12 protein-coding genes are annotated in these 15,452 nt (G+C 67.7%); 10 read left to right on the top strand and 2 right to left on the bottom strand.

Going from position 1 to position 15,452, the window contains the following annotated elements:
* Positions 1–22 precede the first annotated feature (22 nt).
* The 5 genes from ACV229_RS14565 to metH all read left to right on the top strand — a co-directional run bounded on the left by ACV229_RS14565 (position 23) and on the right by metH (position 7,025).
* Entirely contained in the window at positions 23–898 is an 876-nt protein-coding gene (locus ACV229_RS14565) for an IclR family transcriptional regulator (RefSeq protein WP_448083822.1), read from the top strand.
* 198 nt (positions 899–1,096) lie between these two features.
* Complete coding sequence (locus ACV229_RS14560) at positions 1,097–2,419, top strand: DUF3108 domain-containing protein (RefSeq protein WP_448083821.1); 1,323 nt, start codon at positions 1,097–1,099, stop codon at positions 2,417–2,419.
* 276 nt (positions 2,420–2,695) lie between these two features.
* Positions 2,696–2,953, top strand: a complete 258-nt coding sequence (locus ACV229_RS14555; RefSeq protein ID WP_448076977.1) for a BTH_I0359 family protein — start codon at positions 2,696–2,698, stop codon at positions 2,951–2,953.
* Between the two features lie 228 nt (positions 2,954–3,181).
* Entirely contained in the window at positions 3,182–4,261 is a 1,080-nt protein-coding gene (locus ACV229_RS14550) for a homocysteine S-methyltransferase family protein (RefSeq protein ID WP_448083820.1), read from the top strand.
* A 46-nt stretch (positions 4,262–4,307) separates the two neighbouring features.
* The gene (gene metH, locus ACV229_RS14545; RefSeq protein ID WP_448083819.1) at positions 4,308–7,025 is read left to right on the top strand and encodes a methionine synthase; all 2,718 of its coding nucleotides are present in this window, start codon (positions 4,308–4,310) and stop codon (positions 7,023–7,025) included.
* A gap of 94 nt (positions 7,026–7,119) precedes the next feature.
* On the opposite strand, the gene ACV229_RS14540 is transcribed toward metH, so the two are convergent.
* Entirely contained in the window at positions 7,120–7,443 is a 324-nt protein-coding gene (locus ACV229_RS14540) for a DUF1840 domain-containing protein (protein ID WP_448083818.1), read from the bottom strand.
* Positions 7,444–7,643: 200 nt separating this feature from the next.
* Here ACV229_RS14540 and argS point away from each other — a divergent pair, with 200 nt between their 5' ends.
* The 5 genes from argS to ACV229_RS14515 all read left to right on the top strand — a co-directional run bounded on the left by argS (position 7,644) and on the right by ACV229_RS14515 (position 13,993).
* The gene (argS, locus tag ACV229_RS14535; RefSeq protein ID WP_448083817.1) at positions 7,644–9,425 is read left to right on the top strand and encodes an arginine--tRNA ligase; all 1,782 of its coding nucleotides are present in this window, start codon (positions 7,644–7,646) and stop codon (positions 9,423–9,425) included.
* A 110-nt stretch (positions 9,426–9,535) separates the two neighbouring features.
* Entirely contained in the window at positions 9,536–10,453 is a 918-nt protein-coding gene (locus tag ACV229_RS14530; protein WP_448083816.1) for an SPOR domain-containing protein, read from the top strand.
* Positions 10,454–10,520: 67 nt separating this feature from the next.
* Entirely contained in the window at positions 10,521–11,159 is a 639-nt protein-coding gene (locus ACV229_RS14525) for a thiol:disulfide interchange protein DsbA/DsbL (RefSeq protein WP_448083815.1), read from the top strand.
* Positions 11,160–11,190: 31 nt separating this feature from the next.
* Positions 11,191–11,964, top strand: a complete 774-nt coding sequence (locus ACV229_RS14520; RefSeq protein ID WP_448083814.1) for an SDR family oxidoreductase — start codon at positions 11,191–11,193, stop codon at positions 11,962–11,964.
* Positions 11,965–12,406: 442 nt separating this feature from the next.
* Positions 12,407–13,993, top strand: a complete 1,587-nt coding sequence (locus ACV229_RS14515; protein WP_448083813.1) for an ABC transporter substrate-binding protein — start codon at positions 12,407–12,409, stop codon at positions 13,991–13,993.
* Positions 13,994–14,147: 154 nt separating this feature from the next.
* Here ACV229_RS14515 and ACV229_RS14510 read toward each other — a convergent pair whose 3' ends face one another.
* Complete coding sequence (locus tag ACV229_RS14510) at positions 14,148–15,227, bottom strand: MBL fold metallo-hydrolase (protein WP_448083812.1); 1,080 nt, start codon at positions 15,225–15,227, stop codon at positions 14,148–14,150.
* Between the last annotated feature and the right edge of the window lie 225 nt (positions 15,228–15,452).

The raw sequence follows: 15,452 nt of genomic DNA, 5'->3' as shown, positions 1-15,452 counted from the left end.
CGCGCACGCGCGCCGTTGCCCCATGCCCGCCAGCCAGCTCCCAGACGACGATCTCGCCGAACCCGACACCTCCGACGATTCTGCCGGCGATGGCGGCGACAACGGCGAGAAGGTCCGCTCCGGCATCCAGTCGATCGAGGTCGGCTTCCGCCTGCTCGACGTGCTGACGAGCGAGCCGCGCGCGATGATGCTGCGCGACCTCGCGCAGCGCGCGGGCATGAGCCCCGCAAAGGCGCATCGCTATCTCGTCAGCTTCTCGCGGCTCGGCGTCGTGTCGCAGGATCCCGTGTCCGGCCGCTATGAGCTCGGCGGCTTCGCGCTGCAGATGGGCCTCGCGCGCCTCGCGCGGGTCGACGGCGTGAAGCTCGCGCGGATCGCGCTGACCGAGCTGCGCGACCGGCTCGACCAGACGGTCGGCATCGCGGTGTGGGGCAACCAGGGGCCGACGATCGTGCACTGGATGGAATCGAGCCATCCGGCGAAGGCGTCGCTGAAGCTCGGCGACGTGATGCCGCTGCTCGGCTCCGCGACGGGCCTGCTGTTCGCCGCGTACCTGCCGCCCGGCAAGACCGCCGCGATGATCGAGCGCGAACTCGCCGACACGCGCCGCTCGCCGCATCACGGCGGGCCGCGCACGCGCGCCGACGTCGACGCGGTGCTCGCGGACGTGCGCGCGCATCAGGCCGCACGCGTCGAGGGGATGCTGCTGCCGACGATCCACGCGTTCTGCATGCCGGTGTTCGACGCGGTCGGCGAACTCGCGCTCGCGATCCTCGCGCTCGGCCACGAGGGCACGTTCGACATCGCATGGGGCGGGGAGATCGATACCGCGCTGCGCGCCTGCGCGCAGAAACTGTCGTACGAACTCGGCTACAGTCCGGACGCACGCGACGCCTGACGCGCCTGTCGTGCCTGTCGTGCCTGTCGTGCCTGTCGTGCCTGTCGTGCCTGTCGTGCCTGTCGTGCGCCCCGCGCCGCGAACGTACCGCGCATCCGGCGGTCGGAATCCTGACGAGACCCGCGAGCCGCCACGCACATTGCGCGCCGGACGCCCGACGACCGCCCCACATCGCCCCGTACCCTTCGCCGCCAGCCGATGCCTCACGCCGACACCCGCCCCCGCCATGCTCCGCCCCGCCACTGGCTGCGCTTGGGCGTCGCGCTCGTCGTGGTGCTCGTGCTGCACGTGCTCGCCGCGTTCTGGTTCACGCGTCATCGCGAACCGTTCACACCGCCCGCGCCTGCCGAGGTGCCCGTGCAGATCGAGCTGCTGAAACCGCAGCCGATCGAGCGGCAACCGGCGCCGCCGGCGCCGAAGCCGGTGGCGAAACCGGCCGCGCCGACACCCGCACCGACACCCGCGAAGCCAGCCCCGCAACCGCGCCGGGCGCCGCAAGAACCCGTTCTGACATCGACGCAGACCGCCGCGGAAGGCGAGCCGCCGGCCGCATCCGCAGCCGGCGCTGCATCGGGTGCATCCGGTGCACCGGGCGCATCGGCCGCGTCCACCGGCGGCGCGAGCGGCGCCGCGACGGCAGGCCCCGCGTCGAACGGCGTGAAATACGCGGTGCCGCCATCCGGCGACCTGCAGTACGACGCGTTCTTCAACGGCATGCAGAACTCGACGGGCACGATCCACTGGCGCACCGACGGGCAATCGTACGAACTGTCGGTGACGATGCCGGTGCCGTTCATCGGCCCGTTCCGCTACCGGAGCCAGGGCCGCATCGATGCGTTCGGGATCGCGCCCGAGCGTTACGTCGAGCAGCGCGGCAAGCGTCCCGAGGACATCGCGATCTTCAACCGCGAGATCAAGCAGGTCGTGTTCACCCGCACGCCGAACAACGTGCCGCTGCCCGACGGCACGCAGGATCGCTTCAGCCTGCTGATGCAGCTCGCGGGCCTCGTGCGCGGCAACCCGGATGCGTACAAGCCGGGCGTCACGCAGCAGTTCTTCGTCGTCGACAACAACAGCGGCGAGGCCTGGCCGATCACGGTGATCGGCGACGAACAGGTGCAGACCGCCGCGGGCTTCGTCGCAACGCGGCACTTCATGCGCCTGCCGCGCCGCGACGGCGATACGCGACGCATCGACATGTGGCTCGCGCCGTCGCTCGGCTGGCTGCCCGCGCGACTCGTGCAGACCGAACCGAACGGCACGCAGATCGAACTGCTGTGGCACGGGCGGCTCGCCGCCCCCGACGTGCCGGCGGACGCCGCGCCCGACACCGGCCACGCACCGTCCGCGCCGGCCGATGCTTCGGCGCCGGCCGCACCTGCTGTGTCACCCGCACCTGCTGCGTCGCCTGCACCCGATGCGTCGCCCGTGCCCGGCGCACCGCCTGCGCCAGCTCCCGCGCCGACCACGCCCGCCCCATCGCCATCCGCACCGCCTGCGGCATCGACCGCAGCCCCGTGACACCTCGCGTGCCGACGCACGAATCGGCAATTTCGACCGATGCTCACACACCTAAAGATCAGCGGTTATGCGCCGTAAAATTAGGCATGACACTCTTTAACAACTATTTCAGTGCACCGGCCGACAATAGGAAACGTTTCAGAGATATCGGCTTCTAACCGATACACCCCATGCAACGGGAACGGGGTGTGCAGCGCAAGCCCCTTGAAACCGGCGCAGCCTGCCCCACCTATGGGGACAACAAGGCCAGATGCCACTGCGAAGAGGAGTGCCGCCATGCAAATGATCTACAACAGCCCCAACTACTGCGTCGTCGAGTTCCCGCCGCAGGCCGGCCACCACGCGATGAACGCGGGCGGCTACGAAATCGTCGACAAGAACGCGCAGCGCGAAATCTTCATCGATGGCGAACTCGCTACGCGGTTTCGCGAGCACGTCAAACAGCTGATCGAAGACGAACCGTCGCTCGACGAAGTCGACGAATTCCTCGGACAGTTCGACAGCCTGATGACGCAACCGGTCGTCCTGCACTGACGGCACCCGGGCCCGGCGCTTCGCACCGCCGGGCTCACCGCAAGCGGCGCGCGGTTCACCTGCGCCGCCCCGAGCACTCCAATCCCGCCCCCGCCCGGTCCGCCGCGCGGGGGTTTTCATTTGGCGCGGCGGCCCTCGCTCCACCGTCGCGCGGCCCCGCGCCACGCCGGGCGGCGCGGGGCCGCACCGGCTACAATGGCGGTTTTCCCGATTCGCCGGTCATCCGCCATGTCTGCGACCTCATCCGCCGTTCCTTCCGCTCCGTCCGCCGCGCTCGACGCTCCGTACACGCGCGGCGCCCAGCTGCCTGAGCTGCTCAAGCAGCGCATCCTGATCCTCGACGGCGCGATGGGCACGATGATCCAGCGCTACAAGCTCGACGAGGCCGCGTATCGCGGTGTGCGCTTCAAGGATTTCGCACGCGACATCAAGGGCAACAACGAGCTGCTGTCGATCACGCAGCCGCAGATCATCCGCGAGATCCACGACCAGTACTTCGCGGCCGGCGCCGACATCGTCGAGACCAACACGTTCGGCGCGACGACGGTCGCGCAGGCCGACTACGGGATGGAAGACCTCGTCGTCGAGATGAACATCGAATCGGCGAAGCTCGCGCGCGAGGCGGCCGCGAAGTACGCGACGCCGGACAAGCCGCGCTTCGTCGCGGGCGCGATCGGGCCGACGCCGAAGACGGCGAGCATCTCGCCGGACGTCAACGATCCGGGCGCCCGCAACGTCACGTTCGACGAGCTGCGCGACGCGTACTACGAACAGGCGAAAGCACTGCTCGACGGCGGCGTCGACCTGTTCCTCGTCGAGACGATCTTCGACACGCTGAACGCGAAGGCCGCGCTGTTCGCGCTCGACGCGCTGTTCGAGGACACCGGCGAACGGCTGCCGATCATGATCTCGGGCACCGTCACCGACGCGTCGGGCCGGATCCTGTCCGGCCAGACGGTCGAGGCGTTCTGGAACTCGCTGCGCCACGCGAAGCCGCTCACGTTCGGCCTGAACTGCGCGCTCGGCGCGGCGCTGATGCGCCCGTACATCGCCGAGCTCGCGAAACTGTGCGACACCTACGTGTCGTGCTATCCGAACGCGGGCCTGCCGAACCCGATGAGCGACACCGGCTTCGACGAGACGCCGGACGTCACGTCGGGCCTGCTGAAGGAATTCGCGCAGGCCGGACTCGTGAACCTCGCCGGCGGCTGCTGCGGCACGACCCCCGAACACATCGCCGAGATCGCGAAGGCGCTCGCCGAAGTGAAGCCGCGCCGCTGGCCGAGCCAGTACAGCGAAGCCGCCTGACCCGACCGTTCCACGCCCGCCCCACATCACACGAATTCGCACCGCCATGACCGATCACATGATGCGCCTTGCCGGCCTCGAGCCGTTCAACGTCACGTCCGGGACGCTCTTCATCAACGTCGGCGAACGCACCAACGTCACCGGCTCGAAGGCGTTCGCGCGGATGATCCTCAACGGCCAGTTCGACGAAGCGCTCGCCGTCGCGCGCCAGCAGGTCGAGAACGGCGCGCAGGTGATCGACATCAACATGGACGAGGCGATGCTCGATTCGAAGGCGGCGATGGTGCGCTTCCTGAACCTGATCGCGTCGGAGCCGGACATCGCGCGCGTGCCGATCATGATCGACTCGTCGAAGTGGGAAGTGATCGAGGCGGGCCTCAAGTGCGTGCAGGGCAAGGCGATCGTCAACTCGATCTCGCTGAAGGAAGGCGAGGACGCGTTCGTCCATCATGCGAAGCTGATCCGCCGCTACGGCGCGGCGGCCGTCGTGATGGCGTTCGACGAACAGGGCCAGGCCGATACGTTCGCGCGCAAGACCGAGATCTGCAAGCGCTCGTATGACGTGCTCGTGAACACGTGCGGCTTCCCGCCCGAGGACGTCATCTTCGATCCGAACATCTTCGCGGTCGCCACCGGCATCGAGGAGCACAACAACTACGCGGTCGACTTCATCGAGGCAACCCGCTGGATCAAGCAGAACCTGCCGTACGCGAAGGTGAGCGGCGGCGTGTCGAACGTCTCGTTCTCGTTCCGCGGCAACGATCCCGTGCGCGAGGCGATCCACACCGTGTTCCTGTACCACGCGATCCAGGCGGGGATGGACATGGGCATCGTCAACGCGGGCCAGCTCGGCGTGTATGCGGAGCTCGACGCGGAGCTGCGCGAGCGCGTCGAGGACGTGATCCTGAACCGCCGCGCGGATTCCACCGACCGCCTGCTCGAGATCGCCGACAAGTTCAAGGCCGGCGGCGCGAAGAAGGAAGAGAACCTCGAGTGGCGCAACCAGCCGGTCGAGAAGCGGCTCTCGCATGCGCTCGTGCACGGCATCACGACCTTCATCGTCGAGGATACCGAGGAAGTGCGCGCGAAGATCGACGCGGCGGGCGGCCGCCCGATCAACGTGATCGAAGGCCCGCTGATGGACGGCATGAACATCGTCGGCGACCTGTTCGGCCAGGGCAAGATGTTCCTGCCGCAGGTCGTGAAATCGGCGCGCGTGATGAAGCAGGCCGTCGCGCACCTGATCCCGTTCATCGAGGAAGAAAAGCGCCTGCTCGCGGAAGCGGGCGGCGACGTGCGCGCGAAGGGCAAGATCGTCATCGCGACCGTGAAGGGCGACGTGCACGACATCGGCAAGAACATCGTGTCGGTCGTGCTCCAGTGCAACAACTTCGAAGTGGTCAACATGGGCGTGATGGTCCCGTGCAACGAGATCCTCGCGAAGGCGAAGGTCGAGGGCGCGGACATCATCGGGCTGTCCGGCCTCATCACGCCGAGCCTCGAGGAAATGGCGTACGTCGCGTCCGAAATGCAGCGCGACGACTATTTCCGCGTGAAGAAGATTCCGCTCTTGATCGGCGGCGCGACGACGTCGCGCGTGCACACGGCCGTGAAGATCGCGCCGCACTACGAGGGCCCCGTCGTCTACGTGCCGGACGCGTCGCGCTCGGTATCGGTCGCGGCGAGCCTCCTGTCCGACGAAGGCGCGGCGAAGTATCTCGACGAGCTGAAATCCGACTACGACCGGATCCGCGACCAGCACGCGAACCGGAAGGCGCAGCCGATGGTCACGCTCGCCGAAGCGCGCGCGAACAAGACCAGGGTCGACTGGGCAAGCTACCAGCCGGTCAAGCCGAAGTTCATCGGCCGGCGCGTGTTCAAGAACTACGACCTGAACGATCTCGCGAACTACATCGACTGGGGCCCGTTCTTCCAGACCTGGGATCTCGCGGGCCCCTACCCCGCGATCCTGAACGACGAGATCGTCGGCGAATCGGCGCGCCGCGTGTTCTCCGACGCGAAGTCGATGCTCGCGCGCCTGATCCAGGGCCGCTGGCTGACCGCGAGCGGCGTGATCTCGCTGTTGCCCGCGAATACGGTCAACGACGACGACATCGAGATCTATACCGACGACTCGCGCTCCGAGGTGTTGCTCACGTGGCGCAACCTGCGCCAGCAGAGCGTGCGCCCGGTGGTCGACGGCGTGATGCGGCCGAACCGCTCGCTCGCCGACTTCATCGCGCCGAAGGAATCGGGCGTCGCCGACTACATCGGGATGTTCGCGGTGACGGCCGGCCTCGGCGTCGACGTGAAGGAAAAGCAGTTCGAAGCCGACCACGACGACTACAGCGCGATCATGCTGAAGGCGCTCGCGGACCGCTTCGCGGAAGCGTTCGCGGAGGCGATGCATGCGCGCGTGCGCCGCGAGCTGTGGGGCTACGCGAGCGCCGAGACGCTCGACAACGACGCGCTGATCGCCGAAAAGTACGTCGGCATCCGGCCGGCGCCCGGCTATCCGGCATGCCCCGACCACCTCGTGAAGCGCGACATGTTTGAAGCGCTTCATGCGGACGAGATCGGCATGAGCGTCACCGACTCGCTGGCGATGCTGCCGGCAGCGAGCGTGTCGGGCTTCTACCTCGCGCACCCGGACAGCACCTACTTCTCGGTCGGGAAAATCGCGCAGGACCAGCTCGAGGACTATGCGCAGCGGATGGCGCTGTCGCTCGACGACGCGCGGCGCGCGCTCGCGCCGCAGCTTTGACGGGGAACGGCCGGCCGTCGCCGGTCTTTCGTCATACAAGATGCAAAAAGCCCGCGAATGCGGGCTTTTTTGCTGGCGGTCGGCCTGGTGCGGCTCAGAAGCCCCAGTGCACGTCGGCTTCGCCGGCCTTCGCCTCGCGCAGCATCGTAAGGAACGGCGCGACGCGCTGCGCCAGACTCGGCGGCACTTCGTGGTGCGCGTGGTCGGCCTCGTCCTCGTGGAAATGACCGGCGTGCTCGGCACGCTCGTGCTTCGCCTGCGCGACGGCATCTTCCAGCTTCGAGATCGCGTGGTCCAGCTCGTCGTGCGTAATCACGCCGCGCTCGCCCAACTGCTTGCCGACGAGACCCAGCACATACACGGCGAAATCCTTCAGCACGTCGAGATCCTGTGCCGCCTTGCTCTTGAACGTAATCATGACATTTCCCTTTTCATCTTGTTGTGCCCGCCGCGCGAGGTTGGGGAACGCCGGCAGACCGGCGTCCGGCCTCGCGGATACGGGCCGCCTGAGGGGCATATTAGCACCTGTTAAAATTCTGCGATCCCTGAAACGCGCGCTCGAAAAGCGCGCCGGCGCGCCGAGCTTCCCGGCCGCCACCAACGAAGCCTTCTATCAGCATGCTGCCAGCCCAAAAACAGACCCTCGAAGCCCTGCTCGCGGATAGCGTCAAGCAGGTCGCCCACGCCCTGAAGGGCGACGACGCTACGTTCGTCGCGCCCGCGATCACGCTGGAGCGCCCGAAGGTGGCCGCGCACGGCGACGTCGCGTGCAACGTCGCGATGCAGCTCGCGAAGCCGCTCGGCGCGAACCCGCGCCAGCTCGCCGAGAAGATCGTCGCGGCGCTCACCGCCCAAACGGGCGCGCAAGGCCTCGTCGAGGCCGCCGAGATCGCCGGCCCGGGCTTCATCAACCTGCGCCTGACGGCGGCAGCCAAGCAGGCCGTGATCGCCGCGGTGCTCGCCGAAGGCCGCGCATTCGGCCTGTCCGCGCGCGAGAAAGGCAAGCAAGTGTTGCTGGAATTCGTGTCCGCGAACCCGACCGGCCCGCTGCACGTCGGCCACGGCCGCCAGGCCGCGCTCGGCGACGTGCTCGCGAACGTGATCGCGAGCCAGGGCTACGCGGTGCACCGCGAGTTCTACTACAACGACGCCGGCGTGCAGATCGGCAACCTCGCGATCTCGACGCAGGCGCGCGCGCGCGGCCTGAGGCCGGGCGACGCGGGTTGGCCGGAAGCCGCGTACAACGGCGAGTACATCGCCGACATCGCGCGCGACTACCTGAACGGCGAGACGGTCGCCGCGAAGGACGGCGAGCCCGTCAAGGGCGCCGGCGACATCGAGGATCTCGAGGCGATCCGCAAGTTCGCGGTCGCGTACCTGCGCCACGAGCAGGACATGGACCTGCAGGCGTTCGGCGTGAAGTTCGACCAGTACTACCTCGAATCGTCGCTGTACAGCGAAGGCCGCGTCGAGAAGACGGTCGACGCGCTGATCAAGGCCGGCATGACCTACGAGCAGGACGGTGCGCTGTGGCTGCGCACGACCGACGAAGGCGACGACAAGGATCGCGTGATGCGCAAGTCGGACGGCACGTACACGTATTTCGTGCCGGACGTCGCGTACCACGTGACGAAGTGGGAGCGCGGCTTCACGAAGGTGATCAACATCCAGGGCTCGGACCACCACGGCACGATCGCGCGCGTGCGCGCCGGCCTGCAGGGGCTGCACATCGGCATCCCGAAGGGCTACCCCGACTACGTGCTGCACAAGATGGTCACCGTGATGCGCGACGGCCAGGAAGTGAAGCTGTCGAAACGTGCGGGCAGCTACGTGACCGTGCGCGACCTGATCGAATGGTCGGGCGGCGCGGCGCCGGGCCAGGAGGCGGCGCCCGACCTGATCGACGAGGCGACCATCACGCGCGGCCGCGACGCGGTGCGCTTCTTCCTGATCTCGCGCAAGGCCGACACCGAGTTCGTGTTCGACATCGACCTCGCGCTGAAACAGAACGACGAGAACCCGGTCTATTACGTCCAGTACGCGCACGCGCGGATCTGCTCGGTGTTGAACGAGTTGAAGTCGCGCTATAACGGCGATCTCGCGCAGCTGCCGGACGCCGACCTGTCGCAGCTGACGAGCGCGCAGGCCGCGTCGTTGATGCAGAAGCTCGCCGAGTATCCGGACATGCTCACGCACGCGGCGAACGAGCTCGCGCCGCACGCGGTCGCGTTCTACCTGCGCGATCTCGCTGGCGAATTCCACTCGTTCTACAATGCGGAGCGCGTGCTGGTCGACGACGAAGCGCCGCGCACCGCGCGCGCCGCGCTCCTCGCCGCGACCCGGCAGGTGCTCGAGAACGGTCTGGCGATGCTCGGCGTGTCCGCGCCCGCCAAGATGTAAGCGGCCCGAACCGGGCAGCGAATGGCCGCGGCCGCGCCCGCCGTCGGATTACCCGCCGTCGGATGCCCGCCGCGGCCTTTTCACGATTCTTTTTGCAGGTGACTCAAGCAATGGCACAACCACGCCGCACTTCGAAGCAATCGAAACAAGCCGGAGGGACATTTCTTGGAATCGTGCTGGGCCTGATCGTCGGCCTCGCGATCGCCGTGGTGGTGGCGCTCTACATCACGCGTTCGCCGTCCCCGTTCGTGTCGAAGGTCGCGCCGCAGCCGGCCGACAACGCCGCAAGCCAGCCGCAGCAGTTCGATCCGAACCGCGCGCTGCAGGGCAAGACACCCGGCCAGCCGGTGCCGCAGGCCGCGCAGCCGTCGCCGCCCAATACCGCCCCCGGCCAGGCCGGCAACCAGACGCAAGGCGGCCTGCTGCCCGAGCCGCAGATCGTCGAAGTGCCGCCGTCGGCCAACGGCAACGCCCCGAGCGCATCGAACGGCTCGAACGGGTCGAACGGCTCGAGCGCGTCGAACGGATCGTCGGGCAACGGCGTCGCCGTCGCGCCGAAGCCGGCCGATACCACGCCGCCGAAGAAGCCGCAGGCAACCGCGAATGCGAACGCGAACGCGGGCGAAGACGACATCGCGCGCCTCGCCGCGCAGAAGCAGGCGCAGCAGCAACAGGCGCAGAAGGCGCAACAGCAGCAGGCGAATGCACCGAAGGCCACGTCGTCGGCGACGACGGTCGCGAGCAACACGCCCGGCAATGCCGCGAAGGCGCCGACCGCGAGCGACGCGAACACCGGCTACTTCCTGCAGGTCGGCGCGTACAAGACGGAAAGCGACGCCGAGCAGCAGCGCGCGCGCCTCGGCTTCCAGGGGTTCGAGTCGAAGGTGTCGAAGCGCGACGTCAGCGGCGTCACGTATTTCCGCGTGCGCGTCGGCCCGTTCTCGAAGTTCGAGGATATGAACTCGGCGCGCCAGCGCCTGTCCGATGCAGGTGTCGACACGGCAGTGATCCGCTTCACGAAGCAGTGAAGCCGGTCGCGCCCAAGCTGATCCCGTTACGTTTCGCTACCCAAGCAACTGATTCGACGTTCACAACATGAAAAAACTGCTCAGCACGCTCCTCCTGTCCCTGGGCCTCGTGGCCGGCTTCGCCCATGCCGCCCCGGCCGCGCCGGTGGCCGGCAAGGACTTCGAGGTGATGAAGGCGCCGCAGCCGGTGTCCGCACCGGCCGGCAAGGTCGAAGTGATCGAATTCTTCTGGTACGGCTGCCCGCACTGCTACGAGTTCGAGCCGACGGTCGAGGCATGGGTCAAGAAGCAAGGCAACAACATCGACTTCAAGCGCATCCCGGTCGCGTTCCGTGACGATTTCGTCCCGCACTCGAAGCTGTACTACGCGGTGTCCGCGCTCGGCATTTCGGAGAAGGTCACGCCGGCGATCTTCAACGCGATCCACAAGCAGAAGAACTACCTGCTGACGCCGCAGGCGCAGGCCGACTTCCTCGCGACGCAAGGCGTCGACAAGAAGCAGTTCATGGACGCGTACAACTCGTTCAGCGTGCAGGGCGAGGTCAATCAGTCGGCCAAGCTGCTGAAGGACTACAACATCGACGGCGTGCCGACGATCGTCGTCCAGGGCAAGTACAAGACGGGCCCGGCCTACACGAACAGCATTCCGGGCACCGCGCAGGTCCTCGACTATCTCGTGAAGCAGGTTCAGGACAAGAAGCTCTGATCCCCGTTCCGATCCCCTCCCCGGCGCCGGCATGACTACTCCGCTGAAGGTCTTCATCACCGGCGCGTCGAGCGGCCTCGGCCTCGCACTGGCCGAGGAATACGCGCGCCAGGGTGCGACGCTCGCCCTCGTCGCGCGACGCACCGATGCACTCGACGCGCTCGCGCGGCGTTTCCCCGGGCGTTCCATCTCCGTCTATTCGGCCGACGTCCGCGACGCCGACGCGCTCGCGGCCGCCGCCGCGGCATTCATCACCGCGCACGGCTGCCCGGACGTCGTCATTGCGAACGCGGGCATCAGCCAGGGCGCCGTCACGGGCCAGGGCGACCTCGTCACGTTCCGCAACGTGATGGACGTCAACTACTTCGGGATGGTCGCGACCTTCGAGCCGTTCGTCGGCCCGATGACGGCTGCGCGGCACGGCACGCTCGTCGGCGTCGCGAGCGTCGCCGGCGTGCGCGGCCTGCCCGGCTCCGGCGCATACAGTGCGTCGAAATCGGCCGCGATCAAGTATCTCGAGTCGCTGCGCGTCGAGCTGCGTCCCGCGGGTGTCGGCGTCGTGACGATCGCGCCCGGCTACATCCGCACGCCGATGACCGCGCACAATCCGTACCGGATGCCGTTCCTGATGGACGCCGACCGCTTCGCCGCACGCGCGGCGCAGGCAATCGCGCAGCAGCGCGCGTTCCGCGTGATTCCGTGGCAGATGGGCGTCGTCGCAAAGGTGCTGCACGTGATGCCGCGCTGGCTCTACGACCGCCTGTTCGAAAAGGCGCCCCGCAAGCCGAAGGCCGGCACGCACTGAGCACGGGGCCGGGCTGGCCGCGCGGCGCATCGTTGCCGCTGCGGCCCGCTTGAGCGCTCGCCGCTCGCTTCGTCGCTTCGGGTCACCTTTGCGCCCTTCCGGCTCAGCCTCGCGCGCCACCTTCCCGCTTCCGCCTCTCGCTTCAGCGTCTCGCCTCACCCTCCCGCTTCAGCCTCTCGCTTCAGCGTCTCGCCTCCCCCTCCCGCTTCAGCCTCACGCTTCGGCCTCCCGCCTTACCCGCCAGCTTTCCGGCGCACAAACGCCCTTTCCGTCGTCATCGCAGCCGTTTTCCGCTCAACGCGCAGCGTTCCGGCGCCTTTTTCCACGCGGCGCGCGCTTTGACGGTATGCTATCCGCCAGCCGCGCGGGGCCGGACCGAATTCCCGGCCGCGCATCCGTATCCCGTCATCAAGCAAAAAACACAAGCCACGTCGGAGAACCTATGCACGTCAAGCTGTTCGCCGCGGCCGCACTCGCCGCCGCGCCCGTCCTCGTCGCCGCGAAGCCGCTCACCGTCTGCACGGAATCGAGCCCCGACGGCTTCGACGTCGTGCAGTACAACTCGCTCGTCACGACCAACGCGTCGGCCGACGTGATCTTCAATACGCTCGTGTCGTACGACGAAGCCGCGAAGAAGGTCGTGCCCGCGCTCGCGGATACATGGGACGCGAGCGCCGACGGCCTCGCGTACACGTTCCATCTGCGTCCGAACGTCGCGTTCCAGTCCACCGACTCCTTCAAGCCGACCCGCCCGCTGAACGCGGACGACGTCGTGTTCACGTTCAACCGGATGCTCGACGACGCGAACCCGTGGCACAAGGTGGCCGGCGCGAGCGGCTTCCCGCATGCGCAGTCGATGGGGCTGATCAAGCTCGTGAAGTCGGTGTCGAAGGTCGACGACAACACCGTGAAGTTCGTGCTGAACGAGCCGAACGCGACGTTCGTGCCGATCCTGACGATGGGCTTCGCGTCGATCTATTCGGCCGAATACGCGGACCAGCTGCTGAAGGCCGGCAAGCAGGCGGACCTGAACACGAAGCCGGTCGGCACGGGCCCGTTCGTGCTGAAGAGCTACACGAAGGACGCGCTGATCCGCTACGACGTGAACCCCGCCTACTGGGGCACGAAGCCGAAGGTCGACCGGCTGATCTACGCGATCACGCCCGATCCGTCGGTGCGGATGCAGAAAGTGAAGGCCGGCGAATGCCAGATCGCACTGTCGCCGAAGCCACAGGACGTGCTCGCCGCAAAGGGCGACGGCGCGCTGAAGGTCGTGCAGACGCCCGCGTTCATGACCGCGTTCGTCGCACTGAACACGCAGAAGAAGCCGCTCGACAACGCGAAGGTGCGCGAGGCGCTGAACCTCGCATTCGACCGCACGACCTACCTGAAGGTCGTGTTCGACAACACCGCGACGCCCGCGAACAACCCGTATCCGCCGAACACGTGGGGCTACGCGAAGGACATCGCGCCGTATGCGTACGATCCCGCGAAGGCGAAGCAGCTGCTCGCCTCGGCGGGCTTCCCGAACGGCTTCTCGACGACGATCTGGACGCGTCCGACCGGCAGCGTGCTGAACCCGAACCCGAAGGCCGGCGCGGAACTGCTGCAGGCCGACCTCGCGAAGATCGGCGTGAAGGCCGACCTGAAGGTGATCGAGTGGGGCGAGCTGATCAAGCAGGCCAAGCTCGGCCAGCATGACATCCTGTTCATGGGCTGGGCCGGCGACAACGGCGATCCGGACAACTACCTGACGCCGCAGTTCAGCTGCAACGCGGTGAAGTCCGGGATCAACTTCGCGCGCTACTGCGACCCGCAGCTCGACAAGCTGATCGCCGACGGCAAGGCCACCGCCGACCAGGCGAAGCGCGCGAAGCTGTATGAAGCCGCGCAGAAGATCGTCCACGACGAGGCGCTGTGGATTCCGCTCGGGTATCCGACCGCGGCGGCGCTCACGCGCGCGAACGTCAGCGGCTATCGCGTGAGTCCGTTCGGACGACAGAACTTCACGGCGGTATCCGTGCAGTAACCGCACCGTGGTGCGCAGGCGACGGGTGTGACGGCCGGGTCGTCGCGTCGCACGACGCGGACTTCATCGCGGCGCTCGCGCCGACCCACACGATGCAATGGAACCGCCACGGGTGGCGCTGCGAACCCGTCGCATCATCAAGGAGAACGGACGATCAGCGCGCGGGCCGGAACCGCAGCACGCCGTCCTCGCCCTGCTCGCGCACGAGTTCGCCCGCGATCCACAGCAGGTTCAGGTGCGCGATCGCCTCGCCGAGCGCGAACGTGATCTGGTGGATGTCGAGCTCGCGGCGGCGGAACATGATCGGCACGATGTCGGCTGCGCTCATCGGTTTCTCCGCGCATGCTTCGCGCACCTCGTCGAGCCGTGCGTCGTGGTGCGCGCGCAACTGCGCGATGCGCGTGCGCACGCCGCGGAACGGCTTGCCGTGCGATGGCAGCACGAGCGTATCGGCGGCCATCGTCTCGTAGCGGCCGAGCGACTGCAGGTACAGCGCGAGCGGGTTCGCTTCCGGTTCGAGATCGAACACCGACACGTTCGTCGAGATGCGCGGCAGCACCATGTCGCCGGAGATCAGCACGCCGTCCGCTTCGCTGTGGAGCGCGCAATGTTCAGGCGAATGGCCGTAGCCCGTGACGACGCGCCACGTGCGCGCGCCGATCGTCACCGCGTCGCCTTCGCGCAGGCGGCGATAGCGCGGCGGCACGGCCGGCACGAGATCCGAGTAGTAGCTGCGGCGGTTGCGCAGCTTGTCGAGCGAAGCCGGATCGGTGAGGCCGTGGCGCGCGAAGTGATCGGCCGCGGCCGGGCCGCCGGCGTTCGAGCCGTTGCCGGCGGCCATCAGGCAGCCGAACATGTATTCGCCGAGCGTCATCCACAGCCGCACCTTCCAGCGCGACTGCGCGCCGCCTTCGCACAGCCAGTTCGCGAGCCCGAAGTGATCGGGATGGCAGTGCGTGACGATCACGCGCAGCACCGGCAGGCCGTCGAGGTGCGCATCGAAGATCCGTTCCCAGTGCTCACGGATCGCGTCCGACGCGATCCCGCAATCGACGATCGTCCAGCCGGCCTGCCCGTCGATCTCGTCGCGCAGCAGCCAGAGGTTGATGTGGTCGAGCGAGAACGGCAGCGGCATGCGCAGCCAGCGCACGCCGGGCGCGACCTCGAACGTGTCGCCCGCGGCGGGCAGCGTATCGGCGAAGGGGTAGTCGAGTTGGTGTTCCAGTGCGTTCATCGGTGGGGTGTCTCGTCGTTATTCGTGCGGGGCCGACAAGCGGCCTGGCGTGCGGGGCCGGCAAGCAGCCGGGCGGGCGGCGGGCTGCCGCGGGCGTTCCGGCGATTCTATCGCTCAATCGGCCCGGACGTGATCCGCGCCGCCTGCGCGTCAAAAAAAGTTCGCGTCAGAATCCGTTCCGTACCTGTATCTTTGCGCGAAGATGCCCCGAACGGCACCGAACGC

The organism is Burkholderia sp. MR1-5-21 (assembly GCF_053427715.1).
This window is presented reverse-complemented; position numbering and strand designations above follow the sequence as displayed.

Coding starts and splice junctions, on each gene's coding strand:
- ACV229_RS14565 (WP_448083822.1), top strand. CDS start 23: ATGCCCGCCAGCCAGCTCCCAGACGACGATCTCGCCGAACCCGACACC.
- metH (WP_448083819.1), top strand. CDS start 4,308: ATGACCGATCACATGATGCGCCTTGCCGGCCTCGAGCCGTTCAACGTC.
- ACV229_RS14510 (WP_448083812.1), bottom strand. CDS start 15,227: ATGAACGCACTGGAACACCAACTCGACTACCCCTTCGCCGATACGCTG.
- ACV229_RS14540 (WP_448083818.1), bottom strand. CDS start 7,443: ATGATTACGTTCAAGAGCAAGGCGGCACAGGATCTCGACGTGCTGAAG.
- ACV229_RS14550 (WP_448083820.1), top strand. CDS start 3,182: ATGTCTGCGACCTCATCCGCCGTTCCTTCCGCTCCGTCCGCCGCGCTC.
- ACV229_RS14530 (WP_448083816.1), top strand. CDS start 9,536: ATGGCACAACCACGCCGCACTTCGAAGCAATCGAAACAAGCCGGAGGG.
- ACV229_RS14525 (WP_448083815.1), top strand. CDS start 10,521: ATGAAAAAACTGCTCAGCACGCTCCTCCTGTCCCTGGGCCTCGTGGCC.
- ACV229_RS14555 (WP_448076977.1), top strand. CDS start 2,696: ATGCAAATGATCTACAACAGCCCCAACTACTGCGTCGTCGAGTTCCCG.
- ACV229_RS14515 (WP_448083813.1), top strand. CDS start 12,407: ATGCACGTCAAGCTGTTCGCCGCGGCCGCACTCGCCGCCGCGCCCGTC.
- ACV229_RS14560 (WP_448083821.1), top strand. CDS start 1,097: ATGCCTCACGCCGACACCCGCCCCCGCCATGCTCCGCCCCGCCACTGG.
- ACV229_RS14520 (WP_448083814.1), top strand. CDS start 11,191: ATGACTACTCCGCTGAAGGTCTTCATCACCGGCGCGTCGAGCGGCCTC.
- argS (WP_448083817.1), top strand. CDS start 7,644: ATGCTGCCAGCCCAAAAACAGACCCTCGAAGCCCTGCTCGCGGATAGC.